This window comes from Bartonella sp. CM120XJJH (assembly GCF_042194715.1).
Taxonomy (GTDB): domain Bacteria; phylum Pseudomonadota; class Alphaproteobacteria; order Rhizobiales; family Rhizobiaceae; genus Bartonella.
The window spans coordinates 108646-133370 of sequence record NZ_JBHINE010000002.1 but is presented as its reverse complement, the minus strand read 5'-3'; the positions used below and the strand labels follow the sequence as shown (position 1 = coordinate 133370).

The 24725-nt window shown below is 39.0% G+C and carries 19 protein-coding genes and 1 pseudogene; 11 read left to right on the top strand and 9 right to left on the bottom strand.

Going from position 1 to position 24725, the window contains the following annotated elements; all coding sequences use genetic code 11:
• Positions 1 to 201: 201 nt before the first annotated feature.
• Positions 202 to 462: a DUF2312 domain-containing protein gene (locus tag ACFIKU_RS01560; RefSeq protein WP_005774567.1), complete on the bottom strand. Its 261-nt coding sequence runs from the start codon at positions 460 to 462 to the stop codon at positions 202 to 204.
• Positions 463 to 725: 263 nt separating this feature from the next.
• On the opposite strand from ACFIKU_RS01560, the gene ACFIKU_RS01555 reads away from it, so the two are divergent.
• Both ACFIKU_RS01555 and pyk read left to right on the top strand, forming a co-directional pair.
• Positions 726 to 1214, top strand: a complete 489-nt coding sequence (locus ACFIKU_RS01555) for a DUF1036 domain-containing protein (RefSeq protein ID WP_273723143.1) — start codon at positions 726 to 728, stop codon at positions 1212 to 1214.
• Positions 1211 to 2647, top strand: a complete 1437-nt coding sequence (gene pyk / locus ACFIKU_RS01550; RefSeq protein WP_375656481.1) for a pyruvate kinase — start codon at positions 1211 to 1213, stop codon at positions 2645 to 2647. Before ACFIKU_RS01555 ends, pyk begins: the two co-directional genes overlap by 4 nt.
• A gap of 1459 nt (positions 2648 to 4106) precedes the next feature.
• On the opposite strand, the gene ACFIKU_RS01545 is transcribed toward pyk, so the two are convergent.
• Positions 4107 to 4490, bottom strand: coding sequence for a cell division protein ZapA (locus ACFIKU_RS01545; protein WP_375641847.1), 384 nt, complete (start codon positions 4488 to 4490; stop codon positions 4107 to 4109).
• Between the two features lie 12 nt (positions 4491 to 4502).
• Positions 4503 to 4778 carry a DUF4164 domain-containing protein gene (locus tag ACFIKU_RS01540; RefSeq protein WP_005774573.1) on the bottom strand — a complete coding sequence of 92 codons (276 nt, stop codon included), beginning with the start codon at positions 4776 to 4778 and terminating at the stop codon, positions 4503 to 4505.
• A gap of 334 nt (positions 4779 to 5112) precedes the next feature.
• Here ACFIKU_RS01540 and tkt point away from each other — a divergent pair, with 334 nt between their 5' ends.
• From tkt to ACFIKU_RS01510, 6 genes are all read left to right on the top strand, one after another.
• The gene (gene tkt, locus ACFIKU_RS01535; RefSeq protein WP_375656480.1) at positions 5113 to 7119 is read left to right on the top strand and encodes a transketolase; all 2007 of its coding nucleotides are present in this window, start codon (positions 5113 to 5115) and stop codon (positions 7117 to 7119) included.
• A 202-nt stretch (positions 7120 to 7321) separates the two neighbouring features.
• Positions 7322 to 8329 (top strand): type I glyceraldehyde-3-phosphate dehydrogenase, encoded by a 1008-nt coding sequence (gene gap, locus ACFIKU_RS01530; protein WP_375656479.1) that lies wholly within the window; start codon positions 7322 to 7324, stop codon positions 8327 to 8329.
• 527 nt (positions 8330 to 8856) lie between these two features.
• Positions 8857 to 10050 carry a phosphoglycerate kinase gene (locus ACFIKU_RS01525; RefSeq protein ID WP_375656503.1) on the top strand — a complete coding sequence of 398 codons (1194 nt, stop codon included), beginning with the start codon at positions 8857 to 8859 and terminating at the stop codon, positions 10048 to 10050.
• A 149-nt stretch (positions 10051 to 10199) separates the two neighbouring features.
• Positions 10200 to 11231: a class I fructose-bisphosphate aldolase gene (locus tag ACFIKU_RS01520; RefSeq protein ID WP_375656478.1), complete on the top strand. Its 1032-nt coding sequence runs from the start codon at positions 10200 to 10202 to the stop codon at positions 11229 to 11231.
• A 751-nt stretch (positions 11232 to 11982) separates the two neighbouring features.
• Entirely contained in the window at positions 11983 to 12324 is a 342-nt protein-coding gene (locus ACFIKU_RS01515) for a hypothetical protein (RefSeq protein WP_375656477.1), read from the top strand.
• Between the two features lie 628 nt (positions 12325 to 12952).
• Positions 12953 to 13120, top strand: coding sequence for a hypothetical protein (locus ACFIKU_RS01510; protein WP_375641842.1), 168 nt, complete (start codon positions 12953 to 12955; stop codon positions 13118 to 13120).
• A gap of 1184 nt (positions 13121 to 14304) precedes the next feature.
• Here ACFIKU_RS01510 and ACFIKU_RS01505 read toward each other — a convergent pair.
• Positions 14305 to 16095 (bottom strand): ABC transporter transmembrane domain-containing protein, encoded by a 1791-nt coding sequence (locus ACFIKU_RS01505; protein ID WP_375656476.1) that lies wholly within the window; start codon positions 16093 to 16095, stop codon positions 14305 to 14307.
• A 187-nt stretch (positions 16096 to 16282) separates the two neighbouring features.
• Between ACFIKU_RS01505 and rpmE the strand changes: the two genes are divergently transcribed.
• The 3 genes and pseudogenes from rpmE to ACFIKU_RS01490 all read left to right on the top strand — a co-directional run bounded on the left by rpmE (position 16283) and on the right by ACFIKU_RS01490 (position 19824).
• Entirely contained in the window at positions 16283 to 16504 is a 222-nt protein-coding gene (gene rpmE / locus ACFIKU_RS01500) for a 50S ribosomal protein L31 (RefSeq protein ID WP_015856961.1), read from the top strand.
• Between the two features lie 756 nt (positions 16505 to 17260).
• Positions 17261 to 17501 (top strand): annotated as a pseudogene (locus ACFIKU_RS01495) (ABC transporter); the annotation flags it as partial.
• An 862-nt stretch (positions 17502 to 18363) separates the two neighbouring features.
• Complete coding sequence (locus ACFIKU_RS01490; RefSeq protein ID WP_375656475.1) at positions 18364 to 19824, top strand: hypothetical protein; 1461 nt, start codon at positions 18364 to 18366, stop codon at positions 19822 to 19824.
• 869 nt (positions 19825 to 20693) lie between these two features.
• Here the strand turns inward: ACFIKU_RS01490 and ACFIKU_RS01485 are convergent.
• From ACFIKU_RS01485 to ACFIKU_RS01465, 5 genes are all read right to left on the bottom strand, one after another.
• Positions 20694 to 21485 carry an inositol monophosphatase family protein gene (locus ACFIKU_RS01485; protein WP_375656474.1) on the bottom strand — a complete coding sequence of 264 codons (792 nt, stop codon included), beginning with the start codon at positions 21483 to 21485 and terminating at the stop codon, positions 20694 to 20696.
• 11 nt (positions 21486 to 21496) lie between these two features.
• Positions 21497 to 22072: an elongation factor P gene (gene efp / locus ACFIKU_RS01480; protein ID WP_015856958.1), complete on the bottom strand. Its 576-nt coding sequence runs from the start codon at positions 22070 to 22072 to the stop codon at positions 21497 to 21499.
• Between the two features lie 497 nt (positions 22073 to 22569).
• Positions 22570 to 22920, bottom strand: a complete 351-nt coding sequence (locus ACFIKU_RS01475; protein WP_375656502.1) for a helix-turn-helix domain-containing protein — start codon at positions 22918 to 22920, stop codon at positions 22570 to 22572.
• A gap of 339 nt (positions 22921 to 23259) precedes the next feature.
• A complete protein-coding gene (locus ACFIKU_RS01470) occupies positions 23260 to 23658 on the bottom strand; it encodes a hypothetical protein (RefSeq protein WP_375656473.1) in 399 nt (132 codons plus the stop codon).
• Between the two features lie 631 nt (positions 23659 to 24289).
• Entirely contained in the window at positions 24290 to 24658 is a 369-nt protein-coding gene (locus ACFIKU_RS01465) for a helix-turn-helix domain-containing protein (protein ID WP_375656472.1), read from the bottom strand.
• Between the last annotated feature and the right edge of the window lie 67 nt (positions 24659 to 24725).

Genomic DNA, 24725 nt, shown 5'->3' with positions numbered 1-24725 from the left:
GATAAAAATAATTGAAGAACAAGAATAAAAATTTTCTGTATAAATCCTTTTAAATGTGAGGGCTGTTGCAATATTGTGTATTCTGTGACCGATAGTCTCGTTACAAGTTACACAAACTGCTTATTGTTGGGTGAAATTTTTATACATTCATTTGTTTTTTTGCGTTTTCTTTTCTTAAAAAATCAAATGTTATCAATGTCTTTAATTCATACCAAGCGCATTTTTATAAAGCTCAATGATGGCTTCTTCTTCCATTCTTTCATGCTCTTCTTTTTTACGCAACCTTATAATGCTGCGAACGGCTTTACTATCAAAACCAGAGCCTTTAAGTTCAGTGTAAACGTCTTTAATATCATCAGAAATAGTTTTTTTCTCTTCTTCTAGTCGTTCAATACGTTCGATAAAAGAGCGTAATTGGTTTACGGATATAGCGTGTGTTTGATCGGTTACTGTATCGTTCATTGTATTTTTCTCCAAGTTATATATTCTAAGTTGTTTTTCGACGACGAATTTATGTTGAAAAAGCTTGAAAAACAAAAAGTAAATCAAGCTACACAGCTTTTTTACAAATTGACTTTAAATATTTTGTAAAATTTTTAAGATATATGCATTGATAAAAGGGCTATAAAAAGAAAAATGTAAAAATATATGTTTTAGACTTGAAAAGCTTTTGAAAAAGAAGTGTGTAATTTGTTTTGAGAATTTGACATTATAGAGGAAGTTTTGTGATTTTAAAAAAACGATATTGGGTGTTTCAAAAAGGATTAAAGGTTTTTCTTTTGAGCATTTTGCTCTTGTTTCCCCTTGTTGTTTTTGCAAAAGCTGACTTTAGGGTTTGTAATACAACCCAACAGTCTGTAGGGGTTGCTCTTGGATATCGTACATTTTCAGGGTGGGTGAGCGAAGGCTGGTGGACGGTACCCGTGACGGAGTGTAAAACTTTAATTGAGGGGCCTCTTGCTTCACGGTTTTATTATTTTTATGCGGAAGGGGCACAAAAAAAAGGGAATTGGGCAGGCTCTGTAACCATGTGTGTGCAAGATAGCCAATTTACCATTCAAGGGGTTCATGATTGTTTCCCTCGAGGATATCAAAAGGCTGAATTTAAAGAAATCGATACCGGAAATCAAACCAGTTGGATGGTACAGTTGACGGATGAGTCTTTGTTAAACAATTCTGTTGTCCCTTCTCTTTCAGGAAATTCTCCGCCGTGAAACGTGCACGTAAAGTAAAAATTATTGCGACTCTTGGCCCTTCTTCTTTTTCGAGTGAAATGATTGAGAAGCTTTTTAGGGCAGGGGCAGACGTTTTTCGTCTTAATATGAGCCATACTGATCGTGATATGATGGGTGATTTGGTCAAGTCTATACGAGAAGTGGAAAAAACAGTTCGGCGACCCATTGGTATTTTAGTGGATCTTCAGGGACCAAAACTGCGTGTGGGGCGCTTTACTAAGGGTCAAGAAGATTTGCGTGTTGGGCAAAGCTTTACGTTAGATAATCGCGATGTCCTTGGTGATGCACAGCGTGTTTTTTTCCCTCATGAGGATGTATTTTCGGCTGTTAAACCAGGGGATCGCTTGTTGATTGATGATGGAAAACTGGAACTGCGTGCGCAAGTTTGTGATGGTCATTCTATACAGTGTCGCGTGATTGCTGGAACCCGTATTTCTGATCGAAAGGGTGTCAGTTTTCCCGATACAATTTTGCCTTTTGATTCGATGACGTTAAAAGATAAGGAGGATCTTCAGGCTCTTTTACAGCAGCCTGTTGATTGGGTTGCTCTTTCTTTTATTCAACGTCCAGAAGATATTATAGCGGTGCGTCGGTTGACGAAAAGCAAGGTGTCTTTGATGGCAAAAATCGAAAAGCCTCAAGCCTTGGAGCATATAGAGAAAATTATTGATGTATCCGATGGTATTATGATTGCACGGGGTGATCTCGGAGTGGAAATGCCTTTGGAAAGGGTTCCTGCACTTCAGATGGAGCTCATAAAAGCTTGTCGTTTAGCAGGAAAGCCTGTTGTGGTGGCAACACAAATGCTCGAATCAATGATCTCATCTTCTGTTCCAACACGCGCAGAAGTGTCGGATGTTGCTACAGCAGTTTATGCAGGAACAGATGCGGTGATGTTGTCTGCTGAATCTGCTTCTGGTCGTTATCCGGAAGAAGCCGTGCTTATGATGGATCGAATCGCGCGGCAAATCGAACAAGATCATACTTATGCCGCTCAGGTTGGGGCACAGCATCCAGCACCAGAATCAACAGGAACGGATGCGATTTCTCTTGCTGCGCGTCAGATTGCTGAAACACTTGCGCTAGCAGCTATTGTTGCCTATACGGCTTCAGGAACAACGGGTGTGCGCGCTTCTCGTGAACGTCCCAATAGACCGATTATTGCTTTATCTCCCATTGTGGAGACAGCGCGGCGTTTGGCTTTAGTCTGGGGGCTTCATTGTGTGGTCACGCAAGATGCACGGAGTTTAGAGGATATGGTTGATCGTGCAGCAGCTATTGCATTTCAGGAAGGCTTTTGTAAAGGGGGCGATCGCTTTCTTGTGACAGCTGGCGTTCCTCTTGGAACGCCTGGAGCGACAAATCTCTTGCGTATTGCTTCTGTCTCTCAAGATGGAACGAAAGGGATTTGAGCCATTTACGCATGGTGTTTTTTCATGCGTCTTTGAATAGGTTTTAAAACAACGGGTGTGCGCTTCTTGTGAATGCCTCCATAGATCCATTATTCTTTTATTTCTCATCGTAAGATAGCAAGGTGTTGTGTTAGGTCGTCCAGTTTGGGGATGAAAGCAGAGGCGGTGATGTTGTCTGTTGATTTTTGTTTTAGTTCTGAGGAAGCTGCTTTTGCGGTAGGGCATTTAATGAGAGAGCCCCTTTTATTTCATTGAGGCATATTGGGGATTTTTTATTGATGTTTATACGAGCAAGATGTTCATTGATAATGAGAGTTCATTCTTTTGCTTTTTGAATGAGAGCCTTGAAATTTTTCTCATTTTTAATTTTTGCAAACAGAATTGAATAAAATTATGTGCCTAAAAAATCATGCTGGTATGTCATGAGAAAAAGTGATGGGTGAATGTGTTTTAAAAATATGTTTTGTCGGCACATTTGAAGCATATTGATTTATAATGATAATATAGCGTTCTTTATATTCTATCAAAATTCTGAATACCGCAAGATTGTCTTATTTTAAATTTGTGCATGTTTTGTCAATCATGACTATTTGCTTACAAGTGGGTGGGGGTATGGGTAAAAAACTGTACAAGAAAGGTGCCCCTCTTATGAATCGTTTTACGAGCCAAGGGGGCGCAATATTGAGGGTGTTCATAATGATGGTACCGGTTTGCTCTTTCTTTTATTAAGCACGGCGTTTTGAGAGCTGAGGAGAGAGTATAAGGATAAAGATGGTGGTAGGGAATGTTTTCAAGAGCTATTATTGTTATTTATGATGTTTGAAGTTGTATGAGATTAACATAATCTTCGGGTTTGGCTTTTTTCCTGCTCTAAAGGATGAAAATACTAAAGTTCACGCTGGTTTATAAACGATACGGCTCTTCTCGGTGGGTTCCCTCTAATGGATATTTCAGGTGCCAAGATTCCATGGTGCTTATATTATCAAATGGCGGTATTTTATGGTATAATAGATAAGGTTATTTTTTAATATATCTTAAATATATATTGAATCTGCTTGATATTATCTAGGGGCAAGGACTTTTGGTATGTATTCATAGGAAACATGAATATAGCTCTTTTTTTGGAGGACGCTTTATTTGTTTGTTGCTGTTGTCATTTGTATGATTTTTTTACAATGATGTTGGTTTTGTTATCTTGTTGCGCTGTTAAAAGACATCTCATTTGAAGTGTGGTGATATAAGGTTGCCTTCTTGATATAGGAAGTGTTTGTGCAGGGGTGAAATATTCAGGGGCAGGCTCTCTTGTTGAGTTTTAAGTTAATCCTATAAATAGTGAGTAGCTGGAATCCTCTCTATAAAAAACCGGACTATTTACAGATTGGTGTGGGTTTAAGAATTTTTATCCTGTAAGGTGTGGGCGGAAATTCAAATTTCTGGTTTATTACACGCTAATGTGCTTTTAGAAATCTTCCTGTTCCTGTTCTTGAATGTTTGTACTGTTTTGATCATCTTTGAGCAATTGGTTGGTGAGGTTTTCAATGCGTTGTGTGGTGTCACGCATAATTTTCCCCATGGTGCGGTCTCTTTCGTTGTGGAGTCGTAAAAGAGCATTGTAGTCTTCTTGTAATTTTTTATTTTCTCGTTTTATTTCTTCCATTTCATCGATAATCATTATGCCCGCCATAACCGATAAACGATGGTCGCCAATTTCACCAAAATTGTTCTTTAAATGTGTGATATATTGATCCAATTGAGCAGCAAGCGCAATAAGACGACGTTCTTGTCCTTTATCACAAGCCATGCGATAAATTTTACCATCAATGGTAACGGAAACAGTTTCCATACATTCAAACCTTTATCTATCAATGACGACACGAATTGTTTCCATTGCTTTAATAAGACGTTTGGAAACTTCTTTGTTTACGGACTCTAAGCGTTCAATTTGGGCTTCAGCTTTGTCAAGCGCTTGGGCAAGATGGCTGCGGTCAGCATTCATTCGTTGGATTTCTTCTTCCCATTCGTTATTTTTATCAATAACGGCATTGCGGTTTATTATGGTGATCTCTAAAGTTCTAAGTGCCTTTTCTAGGTGCTCTAGAGCATCTTGTAGAACTGTAGTCTCTTGGTTCATTGCTTTTATCCTTTGGGTAATTGTATCCTTTATCAATGTGTTATGCAAAAACGAATCACTTTCACTCTTGTGTTGTGTGCGTTTTATTTTTAAGTATGTAGGATATTTTAGCAAGCAAAGCAGGGGTGAGATATAAATTAAAAGCTGGATTTTTTGTGCGTATTGGCATAAATGACATGGATATACAGGACGCGTGAGGGGAATGTTATTAATGCTATTGAAGTGGTGGCAAAAAGTCTCACGCTAATGGTTAGAAAATAGTATTTCTTGAGAATTTTAAGAGAATACGGAAAAAGCAACAGAATAACGTATTTAACGAAATGGTCGATTATTCATGACAAACACCCACCAACAGAATCAGATGGCCAATGCTATCCGTTTTCTTGCTATTGATGCGATTGAAAAAGCAAATTCTGGTCATCCAGGCTTGCCAATGGGAGCAGCCGATATTGCTACGGCTCTTTATACACAATTTCTTGCTCATGACCCCAAAAAACCTCGTTGGCCTAACCGTGATCGTTTTGTATTATCGGCGGGGCATGGGTCTATGTTGCTTTATGCTCTCTTGTATCTTTCTGGTTATGAAGATATTGGCATTGAAGATCTTAAAAACTTTCGCCAATTAGGGGCAAAGCTTGCTGGGCATCCAGAATATGGGCATGTGGCAGGAATCGAAACAACCACTGGTCCTCTTGGACAAGGGTTGGCAAATGCCGTGGGAATGGCTCTTGGGGAGCGTTTGCAAAATGCCCGTTTTGGCGATCTTATCAACCATTACACTTACGCGTTGGTGGGCGATGGGTGCCTTATGGAAGGGATATCTCAAGAAGCGATTTCTCTTGCTGGTCATTTGAAACTCAATAAGCTTATTGTGTTGTGGGACGATAATAATATTTCTATCGATGGAGAGATTTCCCTTGCTGACAGTACTGATCAGATTGCGCGTTTTAAAGCATCTGGTTGGGAGACACATAAAGTCAATGGGCATGATCAAGCAGCAATTGCACGGGCTATTGAGGCGGCACAAAATTCTGATAAACCAACTTTGATCGCTTGTAAAACAACAATTGGTTTTGGAGCGCCAAATAAAGCGGGTACCAATAAAGTTCATGGAGCCCCTTTAGGCGCACGAGAAATCGCTGAAACCCGTATCGCTTTAGGGTGGGATGCTGAGCCTTTCGTTATTCCAGCTGATATTCTGGATAATTGGCGCTTGGCAGGGCTTAATGCTGCTAAAAGGCGGCAAAAGTGGGAAGCAAAATTTGCTGATCTTCCTGTCTCAGAGCGTGTGGAGTTTGAAAGATTGATGCGGGGCGATCTCGTGGGTGGATTTGATGGCGCTATTGATACTTATAAACAGAAACTCGTTGAAGAGTGCCCCGTTGTTGCTACGCGTAAAGCTTCGGAAATGGCTCTTGAAGTTATCAATGGAGTCGTTACTGAGACCATTGGTGGTTCGGCTGATCTAACCGGATCTAATAATACCAAAAGCAGCCAGATGAAAAGTATCTCTGCTGAAGATTTTTCAGGGCGCTATCTGCATTATGGAATTCGCGAACATGCAATGGGAGCTGTGATGAATGGTCTTGCCCTTTATGGCGGCTTTATTCCTTATGGGGGAACCTTTTTATGCTTTTCTGATTATATGCGTCCAGCTATGCGTTTGTCTTCTCTCATGGGGTTGCGGGTGATTTATGTCATGACTCATGATTCTATCGGTCTTGGTGAGGATGGGCCGACGCATCAACCCGTGGAGCATTTAGCTTGCCTGCGCGCAATGCCTAATCATCTTGTGTTCCGCCCTGCTGATGCTATGGAGACAGTGGAATGTTGGCAATTGGCTCTGAAAGCACGCGGGACGCCTTCTACCTTGGCCTTGAGTCGACAAAATCTACCGCTTTTGCGTCAAGAGTATGAAGAAGAAAATCTTTGTATGCTTGGTGCTTATGAATTTCTAACAGCTAGCGATGATGCTCAAGTGACGCTGTTTGCTTCTGGTTCAGAATTGCAAATTGCAGTAAAAGCGCATGAAGTCTTAGAAAAAAAAGGCATCCCAACGCGTGTGGTTTCTGTGCCTTGTTTTGAACTCTTTTCTCAACAGTCTCTCTCTTATCAGCGTGCTCTCATTGGAGATGCACCGATTAAAATTGCCATTGAAGCTGCCGTCGCCCAAGGGTGGGACCGTTTTATTGGCTGTGATGGTGTGTTTATCGGTATGGAGGGCTTTGGGGCAAGTGGAACAATTGATGCCCTTTATGCACATTTCGGTATTACTTGTGAGAATGTGGTCGCCACTGTTGAAAAAGAACTTGGAAAGATCAAAGAAGAAAAGACAAAATGACGGTTTGTGTTGTCATGAATGGGGTGGTTTTAGGGCATCATATTCTGTGCAGTGTTGTGGATGATCTTGTGCATTATTGTGGATAAGTGGGTGAGTGATCAAGATATTGACATTGTGGGAATTAATGATTTTGGATTGGTGAAATACCCATTTATTGTTTTTTAAATGTTGTGCTTAAAAAATTGATGAGGAAACATGTGAAATGACAGTTCGTGTTGCAATTAATGGGTTTGGTCGTATTGGTCGCAATATTTTACGTGCACTTGTGGAAAGTGAACGGAAAGATCTTGAAGTGGTCGCAATTAATGATTTGGGATCGGTGGAAACAAATGCCCATTTGTTGCGCTATGATTCAGTTCATGGGCGTTTCCCTGGGACCGTTAAGGTGGTAGGGGATGCTATTGATGTGGGGGGTGGTTTAATAAAGGTATGCGCAGAGCGCGATCCTGCTCTATTGCCTTGGAAAGATTTGGATATCGATATTGCTTTGGAATGTACGGGCATTTTTACTGCGCGTGATAAAGCAAGTGCTCATTTGGATGCTGGGGCAAAGCGTGTTCTTGTTTCTGCGCCTTCTGAAGGAGCAGATCTTACGGTCGTCTATGGGGTTAATCATCAATCTTTAAGCAGCGAGCATCGCGTTGTTTCAAATGCTTCTTGTACAACCAATTGTTTGGCGCCTGTAGCACAAGTTTTGCACAACACGGTGGGCATTGAAAAGGGTTTTATGACAACAATCCATTCTTATACAGGTGATCAACCTGTGTTGGATACAATGCATCGTGACCTTTATCGTGCACGTGCGGCAGCTCTTTCTATGATTCCTACCTCAACAGGAGCGGCAAAAGCTGTGGGGTTGGTCTTACCAGAATTAAAGGGATTGCTTGATGGTGTATCGATTCGTGTTCCGACCCCTAATGTTTCTGTGGTTGATTTGACATTTACTGCGAAGCGTTCCACAACAATTGAAGAAATTAATACAGCTATTGCTGCTGCTGCACAAGGTCCTTTGAAGGGCGTTTTGGATACTACAGAAGAAAAACTCGTGAGTTGTGATTTTAATCATAATCCTCATTCAGCTATTTTCCACAATGATCAAACAAAAGTGATTGATGGTAAGCTCTGTCGCGTTTTGGTTTGGTATGATAATGAATGGGGCTTTTCTAACCGTATGAGTGATACGGCTGTGGCTTTTGCTAAGACAATATAAGAGGACCTTAGGGTCCTCTTTTTATAGGGAAAAGTCTCATTTTTGTGCAATTTTGAGAAAAACAGATAGAGGCTGTTGTTCTCATGCGCTAGAGAGAAGAAACTATTGAAAAATTGATGATGTGTTTTGTTTTAATACTGAGTCAATACGTGCGTTTAAAAGCTGAATAAAAGAGTAAACTTTGAAAAAGTAAGATCTGAACGAGACACCCTTTGAGAAAACGTCAGAAAATTAGGAGATGTAAATTCTTTTGCCTAGAAGTAAAAGAAAGCTTTAATAGAGATCAAGTTGAGCCAATGCATTTGTTTGCCACAATTTGTTTGCTACAATGGGATATGAAGGTTAAGAGCAATGGTGGGCTTTTGTACATTTGACGATGAAGCTTTGGCTTTTTAAGCAGAGGGTGGAGAGATAGGCTGTCGTGGATCTCTTGTAAAAGAAAAGAGGGAGATGAGTGGAAAGAAAAGTGGGCAGGGTTGTTGGATGCGTTTTTATTTGAAACAATGGAAAGTGAAAAGGAAGCAGTGATGGGGTTTCGTACACTTGATGATGTTGATGTTTTGGGCAAACGTGTTCTTATGCGGGTGGATTTTAATGTGCCAATGGCGCAAGGCAAGGTCTGTGATACGACGCGTCTTCAACGACATAAAGAAACAATCATTGAGCTACAAAAGCGTGGTGCTAAACTTATTCTGCTTTCTCATTGTGGTCGCCCCAAAGGAAAGGTAGAGCAAGAGTTTTCACTCCGTCCTGTTGTGCAAGTGCTGGAAAAGATCATTAATCAGCCGGTTGCTTTTGCTCCTGACTGTATCGGTTCTGCGGTGCAAGTTGCTGTTGAGTCATTACAAAATAGTGGTGTTTTACTGCTTGAAAATGTTCGCTTTTATGCTGGTGAAGAAAAGAATGATTGTTCTTTTGCGGAAGCTTTGGCTCATAATGGGGATCTCTATGTCAATGATGCTTTTTCAGTTTCTCATCGTGCCCATGCTTCGGTGGAGGGAATAACGCATTTGTTGCCTTCTTATGCAGGGCGCTCTTTGCAAGGTGAATTGCAGGCATTAGAAAAAGGACTTGGCAATCCAGCACGTCCTGTGGTTGCCATTGTGGGAGGAGCGAAAGTTTCCAGCAAGCTTTTTGTGCTCAATCATTTGGTGGAAAAAGTTGACTCTTTGATTATTGGTGGGGGGATGGCTAACAGTTTTTTAGCAGCGCAAGGTGTGTCTGTTGGTAAGTCACTGTGTGAACATGCATTGATGGAGACGGTAAAAAAAATTATTAAAAAAGCGCAAGAGTGTCAATGTACGCTTTTGCTCCCCGTAGATGCTGTCGTTGGATTTCGTTTTGAAAAAGATGCACCGCATCGTCTTTATGACATTGAGGATATTCCACAAGATGGCATGATATTGGATATTGGGACGCGCTCTATTGCGCATATCAATGCTGCGATTGATGAAGCTGCTACTCTTGTGTGGAATGGACCCCTTGGTGTTTTTGAGATGTCTCCTTTTGACAAGGGAACTATTGCCGTTGCACGCCATGCGGCAGAACGTAGTTTGACAGGAAAGTTGGTTTCAATTGCGGGAGGGGGCGATACAGTTTTTGCTCTTAATCATGCTGGTGTTGCCAATGATTTTACTTATCTCTCGACTGCTGGAGGAGCTTTTTTGGAATGGATGGAAGGTAAGGTTCTGCCTGGCATTCTTGCCCTTATGCAGGGTTAAAGGGTTTCTTTGAAGAGAAGGTTAAAGAAAAACTATACGGTCGTTTAAGGGTGTTTTGATAGTGTTACGCATTTTTAGAAATTAAAAAAATATTTTTAGAAGTTTTAAGACAAAATGAAATTTTGAGACAAAATAAAGAGGAATTTTTTATGAATGAACGGCTTGAAGATATTGCACTTGCTTTGGTGCATGCGGGTAAAGGTATTTTGGCGGCAGATGAAAGTACGGCGACCATTGGAAAGCGTTTTGAAAGTATTGGTGTTGAATCCAATGAAGATAGGCGCCGTGCTTATCGTGAAATGCTTTTTAGTACAAAAGAAGCAATGGAAAGTGCCATATCTGGGGTTATTTTATTTGATGAAACCATTCGGCAAAAAGCATCAACTGGGAAAATGTTGACGGATCTTATTCGGGATGCAGGCGCTTTGCCAGGGATTAAAGTTGATACCGGTGCAAAGCCTTTATCCGCTTTTCCCCAAGAGACAATTACTGAAGGGTTGGATGGTCTTCGTGAGCGGCTAAAAGACTATTATGCTTTGGGAGCACGTTTTGCTAAATGGCGTGCGGTAATTGCTATTAATGAACACACTTTGCCAACAAGAGGAGCCATAAGACAAAATGCACAAGCTCTTGCACGCTATGCTGCCTTGTGTCAGAAGTTCAATATTGTGCCGATTGTTGAGCCGGAAGTGTTGATGGATGGATCATCGTGTGGGCATTCCATTGCGCGTTGTTTTGAGGTGACAAAAGCTGTTTTACAGACTGTCTTTAAAGAATTGTTTGAAGCTCGTGTTCTTTTGGAGGGGATGATTTTAAAGCCTAATATGGTGATTGATGGAAAGGATGCGCGCAAGGCTTCTGTTGAAGAAGTTGCTGAAAGGACCGTCCAAGTGCTTAAACAGACTGTTCCTGCCGCTGTTCCTGGAATTGCTTTTCTTTCTGGAGGGCAGTCTGATCAGGAAGCAACGGCGCATTTATCTGCCATGAATTCTTTGGGCGCATTGCCTTGGAAATTGACCTTTTCCTATGGACGAGCATTGCAAGCATCTGCTTTAAAAGCATGGGCTGGAAAAGATGAGAATATTGCTGTTGCACAGAAGGCATTTCGTCATCGGGCTTTGATGAATCATCTTGCGGCTTTGGGACAATGGACAACAGAACAAGAAAAAGCGTGCGCTTGAAGCACAAACCCTATACCTAAATGCGGAGAGGTTTTACATGTTTCTGCGTGTTTTTTGGGTGCCCTCATCATGATAAAAATGGCGAGGGCGTTTTAGGTTTGAAAGCTTTCTCAGAGAGTTTTCTCCTTGGACATTTTCAAATTCTTTAGTGGGTGTCCTCGAGATATAAGATCGCGGGAGAGGTGAGAAGTGTGCGATTTCGGGAAGGGGAGATGGGTTCTTTAAAGGAAATTTGTGAATGCACAGCATCTTAGTGTGTTATCGTTTATGAGGTGGCACTTATTTTGTGAGTGAAATCATAAAGCTAAGGCTGTTTTGAAGAGTTTGATTTTGTGATATTTTTTCTTTTTCATATTATCATTGCTTGTCATCGGTAGAATCCATTTTATTGCAGTTTCAAAGGTAGAAAAGCGGGTATATTGGAGAGTTTTGATGTCTGAGTGGATTTTGATATACAGCTTATGAAGTTTTTGTGCGTCAAGATAGCTTCCTCTGCAATGGGGGTAGTCTTTCTATTGACGAACGAATTGAATAACTCTTGCTAACAAAATAGATTTGCACCTCAATAAAGCACCTATTTTTTCATTAAAATGGATAAATTTTTCTTGTATTTTGTGATGATATAATTACAAATAGCTAATTTCACAGCGTTTTGTCTTAAAATATGGGGGGAGTTGTGGATAGTATATCTTCTAAGAATACAAGCATCAAAAGAAAAAATCGATACGCAGAACAGAGCTTTTCTGTAATTATGATGCGAAAATTGTGCCATATGGTGCGTGGGGTATTCGAAGGGATCTTTACAGTATTTACTTTCATAATTTTTATTATCTTGCTCAGCATACGTGGACCGGTTCATGCCGTACTAAGCTTCTTTGCGGGTGCGAGTGGATTAACGTGCTTTTTCTTTTTTGTCGGATACTACTTACAACGCCGCGAAGCAACAGCAGATGAAGCCGGTATATCGTTCGCATTACTCATGGCAATTGCTGAAGGCGTTTTTTCTATTTGCTGCCTGTCTGCTAGTTGGGGTTACGATGCTCTCTTATTCCGTTTAGCACCTCCTGGGTATGTTCTTATTCTCCCTGAATAAATAGAGTGCAATTCGTTTGCATACAAATCAAGATGAGAGGCTATCTGCCTCTCAAATTCTTAATAATCGCTCTCCAAAATCATAACATCAGACCCGCGTTTAATGAGAGGACTAACAAGCCGTGATCCTTAAGCTCAAGGCAATTCTTTAAAGGTTGCTGCGCCTAACGGCATCCTTGACCTTGAGATACCCAAACGGCTTATTTTGTTTTTCTCATGCGGCTTCTGAAATCATGATATAAGGGGAAAGCTTCTCATGCTGCCTAAATGGTACCTTATCGTGTGTTAAATGGAAAAATAAGAAAAAGCATCTTTATGTAATATAATCCAATTATGATTTTTTGATTTAAACATAAAGGACTTAAAGCCTTCTACAAGACTGATACGATAAAAGGGGGAAGGTCGCCTATACTGAGCAATTAGGGCGTATTTTAGGTGCTCTTGGTATAGCTATATTACCAAATGATTTTGAAGGACTCATCCTTTTAGCTCTATTCACTAAAAGGTTATTTTGAGGGTTCTTGGTTAATGATTGTAAAGAAAAATTAGCACGTAATATTTCGCTTTGCTAGTATAGATGCTGAATGAGTTGATTGTCTAGAGGATCATTGAAGAGGGAGCGCTAAAAAATGATGGAAAATCCTCTGCTCCTCGGTGAATTCATGGTTGAAGATATAATCGTAGAACTTGGCTTATCTGTTGCTAAAACAGCTGAACGGTTTGAAATGGTTAGGGTGTCAGTGCTGCATACGCTTGGCTCGCTATACAAAAAAATTATGATTTGGTGCAAGCTTTAAAACATAAATACCTTCGTCTTTGTACATGTTCCTATCATCGTTAACGTGCCTTCTTAAAGCATGACAAGGGTTGCTATAAAGTTGAGGGCTGTAAATATAATAAATGATGGCGTTGGTGGTGGTGTGAGAAGATGGTGTCCAATTAAAGTACTCTATCCTTATTTTATAGGCTATGACTGGAAGAGAGAGCTGGAGAGACAATTTGTGAGCAAAAAGAACGTGTTTTTAAGGTTGCGTATCTGCAAGAGCAGAGCAGTGGTCGTGGTGATATTTACAAACAATAAATTTGATAAAATTTTACGATTTTGCCAAAAGCCGATTTATTATAAAAGCTGTTGCTTATATGTGCTTACACAAAAGTTATAAGAACCCCAAAAGCGCTGAGAAAGTCTTTGCTCTTTTTCAATAATACGGATCTGCAAACAATATTCAAAAAGTGTTCGTTTTTTTGAAAGAGAATAAAAGGATACTCTTGCAGATGAGAGAAGCCTATTTGTTCATTACAATTTGTCATGATTTTCGGTAAACACTTTTGTTTATGGCAGTGATAGAGGGCATGAAAAATTTTTCATATTCAGTTTTTTTTAAGAATGTGGTCAGTCTTTAGGGTAGAGCTTGTGTCCCTAGAGCCTATCAAATGAGCCGCATAAGGGGCTCTCAGTAATCGAGCACCCAATTATTACTCTTTGTCAACAGCGTATATGCTTTCAGTGTGCCAATGTTGTGACAGCTCTTGGTACTTAAAGGGGTAAGAGAGGTATTTTACTTCTTTCTTGTACAGTTTCACTCCACACGCCAACTCTGTTTGTGATGTGTAAGCCAAGAGATTTTTTTGACTCACTATAAGGGTTTGGCATGAGAAAATCCTATGCTATTCATGATCTCTCATAAAAAACAATGGATTATCTTTATAAATCAATGCGACGGTGCTGTTATGAAGAGAGCTTCTTGCACATCTTAATAGCTCATAGAGGTTAACTGGGTATCATTTTATACTCTGTACACAGATGAAGTATTTTTATAAAAATGCTCTATCTTGCACAGAAAAAAGAACAGCCCGTTAAAAAAGAAAAACATCTCAATGCTTGCTTTTCTTTTTTCCATGAGAAGTTCAAATTGATAAGCCTATCTGAAAAGGAGCGCTTTTTATGCCCTTAAAGATACGGCTCTTGTATCAAGATCACTTACTCCGGTGAAAATTGGAGTTTTGCGAGGTAAGCATAGACGCCATTTTTTGCCACAAGTTCTGCATGGGTTCCTTCTTCCACAAGAGCGCCTTTATCCATCACGAGAATGCGATCAGCTTTTAAAATTGTTGCCAAACGATGTGCAATGACCAAGGTTGTACGATTTTGCATCAATCCTTCTAAGGCATCTTGCACCAACTTTTCACTGTTTGCATCTAAAGCAGATGTTGCTTCATCAAGCAGTAACAGGGGCGCATTTCTTAAAATTGCCCGTGCAATACCGATGCGTTGTTTTTGCCCTCCAGAAAGCATGGTACCACGTTCTCCTACTTGCGTATCCAAGCCATCTGGTAAAGCTTGAATAAATTCAAGTGCATTAGCCGCCTTAGCGGCAGCAAGGATTTCCTCTTCATGGGTATTTTCAGTTCCAAAAATAATATTATCACGCAATGTTCCATCAAAAATGGCGACATCCTGTGGAACATAAGAAATTGCGCTGCGTAAATCTTGTAAAGAAAGGCGATTAATTTCCATGCCATCTAACCGAATTGTTCCACTTATCGGGTCATAAAAACGAAGGATCAAAGAAAAAATGCTGCTTTTTCCTGCTCCTGAAGCCCCAACAAAAGCAACCGTTTCACCTGCTTTCACAGAAAAAGAAAGCGAGCGTAAAATCTTCTCTTGTGGTCTAGAAAGATAGGTAAAATCAACCTGATCAAAAACAAGTTCGCCTCGAACAGGTTGTCCTAATGATAAAGGATTTTTAGGAGCTACAATAGTAGGTTGCTCTTGTAACAATTCGGCAAGCCGTTCAGCAGCGCCTGCTGCTTGGATTAATTCTGCTCCCAGTTCCGATAATTGCGCAAAAGTAGAAGCTCCAAAAACCGCATAAAGGACAAATTGCCCTAATGTCCCGCCTGTCATCGTTCCATTCAAAACATCGCGCGATCCAATCCATAAAACAGCAACCACACTGCTAAAAACCAAAAAAATTGCAACCCCCGTAAAAAAGGAGCGTAAGATCACAGAAGCACGTGCTGTTTGAAAAGCACGTTCTATCAATTGTGAAAAACGTGTTGCAACGAGTTTTTCTGCGGTAAAAGCTTGCACAGTGCGAATAGCACTTACCTGCTCTGTAGCAACAGCATTGGCATCTGCGAGACGATCTTGCGCCGCACGGGTACGAGAGCGAACTTTACGTCCAAACACGACCAAGGGAATGGCCACAACAGGAATAGCAGCCAAAACCAACAAAGACAATTTAGCATTGGTGATCACCATCATCACAACGGCTCCGATCACGATAATCAACTGACGCAAAGCGGTAGAGGCAGTAGAACCCACAGCTAATTTTATTTGTGTGGTATCTGTGAGAAGCCTTGAAACAATCTCTCCTGAATGTGACCGATCAAAAAAAGCAGGAGAAAGTTTCATAATATGAACAAACACATCACGCCGTAAATCGGCAACAATCCGTTCTCCCAAGGTGATAACACAGTAATAACGGGCTGCTGAAGCAAATGCGAGAAACAAGGCTAAGATAAACAAAATTCCGAAGTAAAAATTGATATGTCCATGGCTTGAAGTAGAAAACCCATGATCAAACATTTGGCGGATAGCCACAGGCAAAGCTAATGTGACAAGAGCAGCAACAGATAACGCTAGAAAGGCAAAAATAAACAACCAACGATAGCGCAAAAGATAAGGAAAAAAAATTGCAAGCGAAGAGAATGAAGATTTCTTAGGGGAAGGCTTTGTAGATTTTTCTGAACGATAACGTAATGTCATAAAATTTTGCTCACTGTGTTGGATTTATAACACTTGATACAATGATGTATCTTGAACACTTGTTTTTTGATGCGTGCTCAGCTATAGGAATAAATACTTTAATCAATGTATCAAAAAGACAAAGAAAGCGCACTTAAAAAATCGAGCAAGTGCTATTTCATTCTATAAACGCAAAAGGTTTTTACGCATGAAAGCGAATATTCATCCCAACTATCACACAATTACCGTTGTTATGACGGATGGAACTCAATATAAAACGCGCTCTACTTGGGGAAAAGAAGGCGATACTCTTAATCTAGATATTGACCCAAGAACGCATCCAGCATGGACAGGTGGCTCCCAAACACTTGTAGACCGCGGTGGTCGTCTTTCTAAATTCAAAAATCGTTTTGGTAATATTGGCATGTAAAAGCCTCCTTTTTATGGGGTACAAAGGTTTTAAACAAAACGATTGCCCTATTGTTAAGTGATTGGTTTTTTTTATGCTGTAAAGAGTGCACTTTAAATATTAATTCGAAAACGCATCCAATATAAATAGATGGAATCTTAGAGACTAATAAATCTTGGTGGCTGCGTTTTTTAAATTTAAAAATCAGTTTGAATACACCCATAAATCCTTTCTCCTAGAGTATAAAGACTTGAAATAAAAGAGTATAAAGATTTACAATAAAATAATTACAAACTGTCCTTCTTTTTGGAGCTGAACATACTCATGAAGAGGACATTTTTGTCGCTACTGAAGCAGCCAATGCACTTGAATTTATTCAAGCTTTACTAGGTGGCTTGGATACGTAAGTAGGAGAATGCGGTACTATGCTTTCTAGGGGGCAAAGACAACGCATCGGTATTGCATGGGTGATTTTAAGAAATGCAGCCCTCTTACTGCAAGCCGGAATCATCATTATATTGACCAACTTGTGGGTGTTGCTACAGCCTTTGGCACTTGAGACGATTTATGATAGGCATTTTAAGTCCTTTCTTAATAGTTTTTTTAATTCATGCAGGCTCTCCTTGCTCGTTAAAGTGCAAAAGACATGGTTTTGGTTGATTCAACATGGAATAGGTTTGAAATGAGAGAATCCTACGATAATCGGGATTCTCATTCAACATACAAAAAATGAATTATTATTATAAATCTGAATTATTATTATAAATCAAAGCGTCGCTTCTTGATGAAGCAACATCTGCTTTAGATGCAAACAGTGAAAAGTTAGTGCAAGATGCCTTAGAAGGATTGATGCAAATCATACAACCTTGGTCATTGCACATCGTTTGGCAACAATTTTAAAAGCTGATCGTATTCTCGTGATGAATAAAGGCGCTCTTGTGGAAGAAGGAACACACAACTCATTATAAAAAATAATGTTTATGCGCATTTGGCTAAACTGCAATTCTCATCTGAGTAAGTGATCTTGATACAAGAGCAGTATTTTTAAGGGCATAAAAAGCACTCTTTTCAGACAGGCTTATCAATTTGAAACTCTCATGGAAAAAAGAAAGGCAAGCATTGAGATGTTTTTCTTTTTTAATAGGCTGTTCTTTTTTTTGCCTGAGATGAAGTATTTTTATAAAGACACTTCTGTGTACGAAATATAAAACGATCTCCAGTTAAATCGCTATGGACTATTAAGATGAGCAAGGAGTTCTCTTCATAACAGCACTGTCACGTTGATTTATAATGATAACTCATTGTTTTTCATGAGAGATTTTACATGGAATTTATCGTTTCAAATTTGGTTATGTTGCATTAGTCAAAACCATGTCTCTTGTATGTGGCAAGCAGAGAGAGCTCGCGTGAATAAAAGACTTTAGAAAGAATAAGTCCTCTTCATGAATCGTCTCAAGTTTTAGGGGCTATCACAACATTGGGTGCTGGCATAGTATAGATGGTGCTGGGTTATTTAAAAAAGAGCTGATAAATAGGCAGAGAGACGCTTTTTATCAATTTTACAAAACAGTGTGAGCACGCAGCCATGTTTTGCTGTTTAGTTGGATTAAGGTTTTTATTACTTTGAAAATCAATATTTCATGGATCATGCATTTTGAGGACTTATAAGGCTTTTCTTTAAAGTACATAAATCACTAAAACAGCATTATTAAATACAAATTGTTCTATTTTACCAGAAAAAATATCTATATTTTGTGTATTGTTTTTATTAAAATATTATATGTAGTGATTTTTAAATCGTATGTATACATAATGATACAATATCGAGAAATCGATAAAAGAGCTGCGTTAAATATTGGTGAAAATAGAAGAAAGCAAGAATGAGTGAATTGGGCGAAGTGGTAATGGGCTTCATATTACTGATAGTCATAGGGGCAATCGCTATCATAGGAATGGTTATATTAAACTATCTTTTTGAGGTTGTGGCAGAGGTTTTTGTAGAGGTTATGAAAAAGGTATGGAAAGGATTCGGAGATACAATTTTATTCATTATCATACTCGGTGTGCTTTGGTTTTGCGAATTTTCAATGGAGACTTTGTTAAGTGTGGCAGTTATAGCCTATTTTGTGGAAAGTTTGATGCTGGCGTTCGCAAATAGCCATAAAAAGCAATTAATTGAACAACTTGAACAGTTTGAGAAATTATGGCAGCTAAAATATCGAGAGTGCGCGATATACCAAAATATTATTGCACAAGGGGATCAGAATCTTTTTGAAAAAACCCAAAGAATACCAGAAAAATGGATTAAACAATGGGATGAAGAAGTAAAGGAATGGGAAAGGAGTATATTAGAGATAAAAAAAATTGGATACATTTCTGAATCTTATGAATCTAAAAAACAGCAGCATCCAATGGTACAAGATATTTGTGCTCAAGGATATGTAGATATATTTTTTCTCTATGAAAAGGCGCTGGAAGTAGAATTTACTGCTGAGCACATCGAAAGAATAAATGAATTAATGATGCGTCCAATTTTTAAAGAAACTTATCCTAAAGTTGTGCGATTCATGAGACAGAATGGTGTCACATTACGAAAGTTTGTGGACCCTTTGACGAAAAAAAAGCGCTATAAGCCTACAATGCTGTTGTTTCATTGGTGGTTATATATGATTGATGATATGATTACAGCTGAATACGAACAGCAACTACAAGAAAAGGCTTCAGGATACTATGAAGAGTTAAAGTCTTTGGAAATTTATTATGAAGATATACCTAAATATACAGAATATGAAACGCTAAAAAAACTGGGAGGATTTGGGAGTATGCCTGGTGACAGTAGTGTACTATGCATTTGTAAAAGAGAGCTTCTATCCTTATTGTATGATGTTTCCAGTGATTATAAGGCGGCAAGAGAAACTTTCATTTACTATAAGATGCTTATTGATACGGTGAAAGAAGGATATATTGCCTTTGATAAAAGTTGTTGTTACTCTACGGTTGAAAGGGCAATGGAGGTTTGTAAAGAGAGAGATAAAGAAGAGAAAAAAGACCTAGTCCTTGATGAAAAGATACCAACATTTGAAGAAGCTTACAAATTAGGCGTTAAAGAGTGGATGAAATCATCAAATGAGAAATGCGATAACCGGTTGATTTTTTGGGAGAAGCTTACCACACAAACAAAATTACAAGTTATCTTTGGGGATGAGAAGGTAAAGATGCTGGAAGAGGCTATTGATAAAAATAAAGAACAGTTTGAGAATGAAATACAGGCAGCGGTTCTCACAAATAACTATTTGAAGTGCAATAAATCTTATGCCTATTTGATGCATACTTTAGAATAATGCTGAAAAGAAGGAGAAGCTGATAACAATTGTATGAATTGGTGAATTTACTGAAACCTCTGTTATCACACGCGGTGGTGAAACATATTGAAAAGCAGTGAGAGTAATGTAGAGCAGCTTTTACCAAAAAGGAGAGAGTGGGCTCTTCTAGAGTCAATATTTTTGCGCGCAGTGTAAGAATGATCTCTCAAGAGAAGTAGGAGAGGCTTTTGCCTCAGGTTCGATAATTGCTTTTTGGGGCGTTTTGTTATGATGGGATTTGTGTTTATTGCCTTTTGCAGCTTGTTTGCAGGGGAATTTGAATAACAGAAACGTCAATAAGGTAAGCTATTGGGGATTGCTTTTGTGGGGGCTTATAGCAAGTACATTTTTTGTTCGTGGTGATGTTTTTTGTCACTATCTAATCAGTTATTTCCTATCGTTATTTGAAAGAAAATTTAAAACTTTCTCTTCACGTGTTTTTTTTTAAAGTTCTAAGGGTTTTTTCTAATTTTAGGCGAATGTGTTTATTGCAAGCAATGATGTGTTTTTGCGAAATATATCGCTGCTGCCTTCTTTATCAGTGACAAAACTATCAGCTTCGCGAAGCATCAGTATGCTGGTAGTTTTATCAAAAATGTGTAGGTTATCTTCTAAAAAACCATGGGTTTTTCTTGCGGCGACATAAGCTAAATTCAAGAGCAGCAGTAGCTAAGAAGGCGAAGTTCAGAAACTTTCATCATTACTTGCGCAATTCAATAAGAGATAAGGTTGCGCCAATAAGAGATAAGGTGGCGTGATGAGGGATATCCAGATAGAGATGTTGCAAAGTTGAACTTTTAGCATTGCCTTTTAATAAAGACACTACTTCTAAGGTCTAAGTGTGAGACCTAAATGCCTTTTTTGAGGGTTTTTTCTAATTTTAGGCGAATGTGTTCATTACCAGCAATGATATTTTTTTTGCGAAATATATCGCTACCGCCTTCTTTATCAGTGACAAAACCACCGGCTTCGCGAACCATTAATATTCCAGCAGCCATATCCCAAATTTGTAGATTGTCTTCCCAAAAGCCATCGGTTCGGCCAGCAGCAACATAAGCTAAATCAAGAGCAGCAGCGCCAAAACGGCGAAGTCCGGCAACTTCCGCCATCACATTGCGTAATTCAATAAGATAGGTTCCATGATTTGGACGACCAAAATGAGGCATGCCTGTAGCAATGACACAATCTTCTAGTCTGCGTCGTGCAGAAACGCGACAGCGTCGGTCATTGAAAAAAGCACCACACCCGCGTTCTGCGGTAAAGAGTTCATCACTTACGGGATTGTAAATGACACCACCAACGATTTTTCCTTGACTTTCTAAGGCAATGGAAACAGCAAAAAAAGGAATGCCATGGAGAAAATTTGTGGTGCCATCTAATGGGTCAACAATGAAACGATGTTGAGAATCTTCGCCAATGATTTCTTCAGATTCTTCCATTAGAAAACCAAATTTGGGGCGCGCTTTGCTTAATTCATTGAAAATAATTTTTTCCGCTTTGCGATCTGCTTGGCTGACATAATCTGCTGGTCCTTTCAAAGATACTTGCAAATTTTGCACTTCACCGTAATCACGCACCAACGAGCGTCCTGCTTTCATTGCAGCTTGCACCATGACATTCATGACTGCAGAATGGGCCATTTTTTATTCCTTTATTTATCTTTTTCATTTGCGCGACGCAAATAAATCAACTCATTGGTGTCTACAATGATACGTTCACCAGCATTCATAAAGGGGGGAACAAGAATACGAATCCCGTTTTCAAGAATGGCGGGTTTATAAGAGGAGGTAACCGTTTGTCCTTTGATGGCAGGATCGGCTTCCGCAATCGTGACAGCAACTTGATCAGGAAGTGAGATGCCGATAGGCTTTTCTTGATAAAGTTCAACTGTGACAGTCATCCCATCTTGGAGAAACGCAGCACGTTCACCAACAAAATCCTTTTGAAGTTCAAGTTGTTCATAAGATTCTGAATCCATAAAGACCAAAGCATCCCCTTGTTGATAAAGAAATGTGAAATCCTTTTGTTCAAGGCGCACGCGTTCAACGGTCTCAGCAGCGCGAAATCGTTCATTAAGTTTTGTACCATCAATCAAATTTTTCATTTCAACTTGGTTAAATGCACCACCTTTTCCTGGTTTTACAGCGTTGCATTTAACTGCAACCCATAAACTTCCTTGATGTTCGATCACATTACCAGGGCGAATTTCATTGCCATTAATTTTCATCGTTTCTATCCAATTCTATTCTTGCAAAAAGAACTCTCTTGTTGTCTTTATGGCGCTTTTCTTTGCTGCCTTTAACAGTCAAGCTCTTTTGTTATTTTCGGGCTAAAATCCCTTTGATTAACCTTGCGGCTCTCTCATGGTCCTGTGTGCTCTTTATGGGCTTTCTCCTGCTTTTTGCAAAGAGAAAAGCTTAAGTAAAAAAGGACCTTTATGTATTTTTGCTTTTCAGTTCTTTGCAAGACCATAAAAAGCGCTCAGACGCAAGCTTTTTAAAAATTTGCACAAAAATTTTTTAGAATTTTTGGGGAAATTTATCCCGTTGTGTCGTAAAATATCATCATTGATGGCAATGATATAATTGATGGTAATGATATAAGTTCCCTAAACCCATGAGGTGTTTTTAATTAAGAATATGTGATGAATATTTGAATACAGAGTTTATTATTTTATTATAATGTCTCATGTGATAGAGCGTGGTGTGTACTATCCGTGTGATGTTAGCTTGCATTTTCATCTGAGATGCGCTGTAAAAAGGCTCTTTGTTTTATCGAGGTGAGCGTTCTAAATCTTTTGAGAAGGAGGTATTCTTCTGTGCTTGATGCGATTTCATCATGGTGGTATGGGGGCTGTTGTTTTGTGATGATATCGGCATAGAAAAAGAAAACTGGAACATTCAAGATATCGGAAATTTCTTTTAAGCGCCCTGCGCTGACACGATTTAAGCCGTTTTCATATTTCTGGATTTGTTGGAAAGTAACACCCAAATGTTGACCTAATGTTTTTTGAGACATTTTTAGCATTTTTCGTCTCAAACGAATTTTTTTGCCAATGAATTTGTCACTGAAAATATCGTTATAAGGATTTTTACCGATACCCTAGAAAATGCTACACGGGATATAGAAAGCTATTCAGCTGCTTTAATCACAGATAAGCCAAGTTTTGCATTTACATCTTCGCATAACAATTTGCTAGGGTGTGGGGCATTTTTCATTATTTTTAGTATTCTTCTTTCTTTAAATCTTAAAGCTATAATTTACACTATTTTGTATTGTCACAATCTATAATAAAATTTATCCACTCTGGCTAAAATGAGGTTTTTTATTGAGGTGCAAATCTCTTTGCCTTTCGCAAGAGCTTTTAAGTCTTTACGTGTAAAATATAGAGTATGTTTACATTAAATAGCGGGTTCATCTGGGCTGAGTATTTATATAAGAACGCGGCTCTCCGTTCACGTTATACTGAAAAAGAGACACTATAGTGCTACTATTTAATCTTATTCTATAACTCAAAGTTACACCCATATTTTGTTGCTTTTGAGGTTGATCTGTATAGATCACATTATATCCATTCCGTCGCAACAGATTGATAAATAAAGGCGTAAAGCTGTCTGCTGTATTACTTTTCTTTATAAGAATTGTTGTTGTCGCTGGTGGTAAAAACCCTTTGTTACCGCTAATAAATTTGTTAGCAACTAATTGTGCTTGGCGCTTTGTAAGACTTTGATCAACATAATTTGATGAATAATTGCCTACAGACGCGCAACCTGCCACCAACACAACCGGTGACAGCAATAAATATTTTAACATCGTTAATTCCCCTTACTATTGGTAGGCTTTCCTGAGAAGCTCCTATTCCAGAAATAAGAGCAACTTTACGCATAGCTACGTTAACAACATATCGCTATCTAATCAATCGGTTAATTAATCAATGAATAATGGTTTCAGCTGTAAAGGTTGCTTAAAGTGCTTCTTGCGGCGTATATTTTAATAGACAGCTGTTTTTGGTGATTGTGATAAAAAAGCAATTTTTTACGTTTGCATGTTAAGATCATGTCCTCTATCACCATTATAAAATGATGCGTTAGGTGCTGTTCCAGATCGACCAAAAAAATTTTCAAGCATTGCTTTTTGAGGGCTATCTTTTTTAAAATACGCATGAATGCTTATTCTGTTTGCTGTAAAATACTATCGTTTGAGGTGTGGTGCTGTAAGGTATCAAACTTTGCACATGTGATATTTTTATAAGAGTGTGTGGTGAATATTTGAGGGGGGCTTGTCCGGATAATCTTGTGAAATGAACTACATGAAATGGGAAGCTAAAAGAGTTCTGTTCTGAGAAGACGGATTGTTTACCAACTGGATAGGGAAAGGACTTCTGTCCTTTGAGATGTGGGAGGCAAGTTAAGAACAGAGGAGTGTAGCGCCCTATATCACAATGTTAAAAGTTTTCATTCTGATCGGCGATGAGCTGTAAAATGGCTCTTTGTTTTATCGAGGTTAGAACTCTAAATCTTTTTAAAAGCAGGTATTCTTCTGTGCTTGATGCGATTTCATCATGGTGGTATGGGGGCTGTTGTTTTGTGATGATATCCGCATAGAAAAAGGAAACCGGAACATTTAAGATATCGGAAATTTCTTTTAAACGCCCTGCGCTGACACGATTTAAGCCGTTTTCATATTTTTGAATTTGTTGGAAAGTGACACCCAAATGTTGACCTAATGTTTTTTGAGACATCTTCAACATTTTTCGTCTAAAACGAATTTTTTTGCCTACAAAAAGATCAATATTAAGATTTTTACTTTGCATTTTAAAGCTCCCCACCGGGTGCGAGCGCCCTCGCGTTGGTATTCCGGGAGCTTGAAAATACTGAACT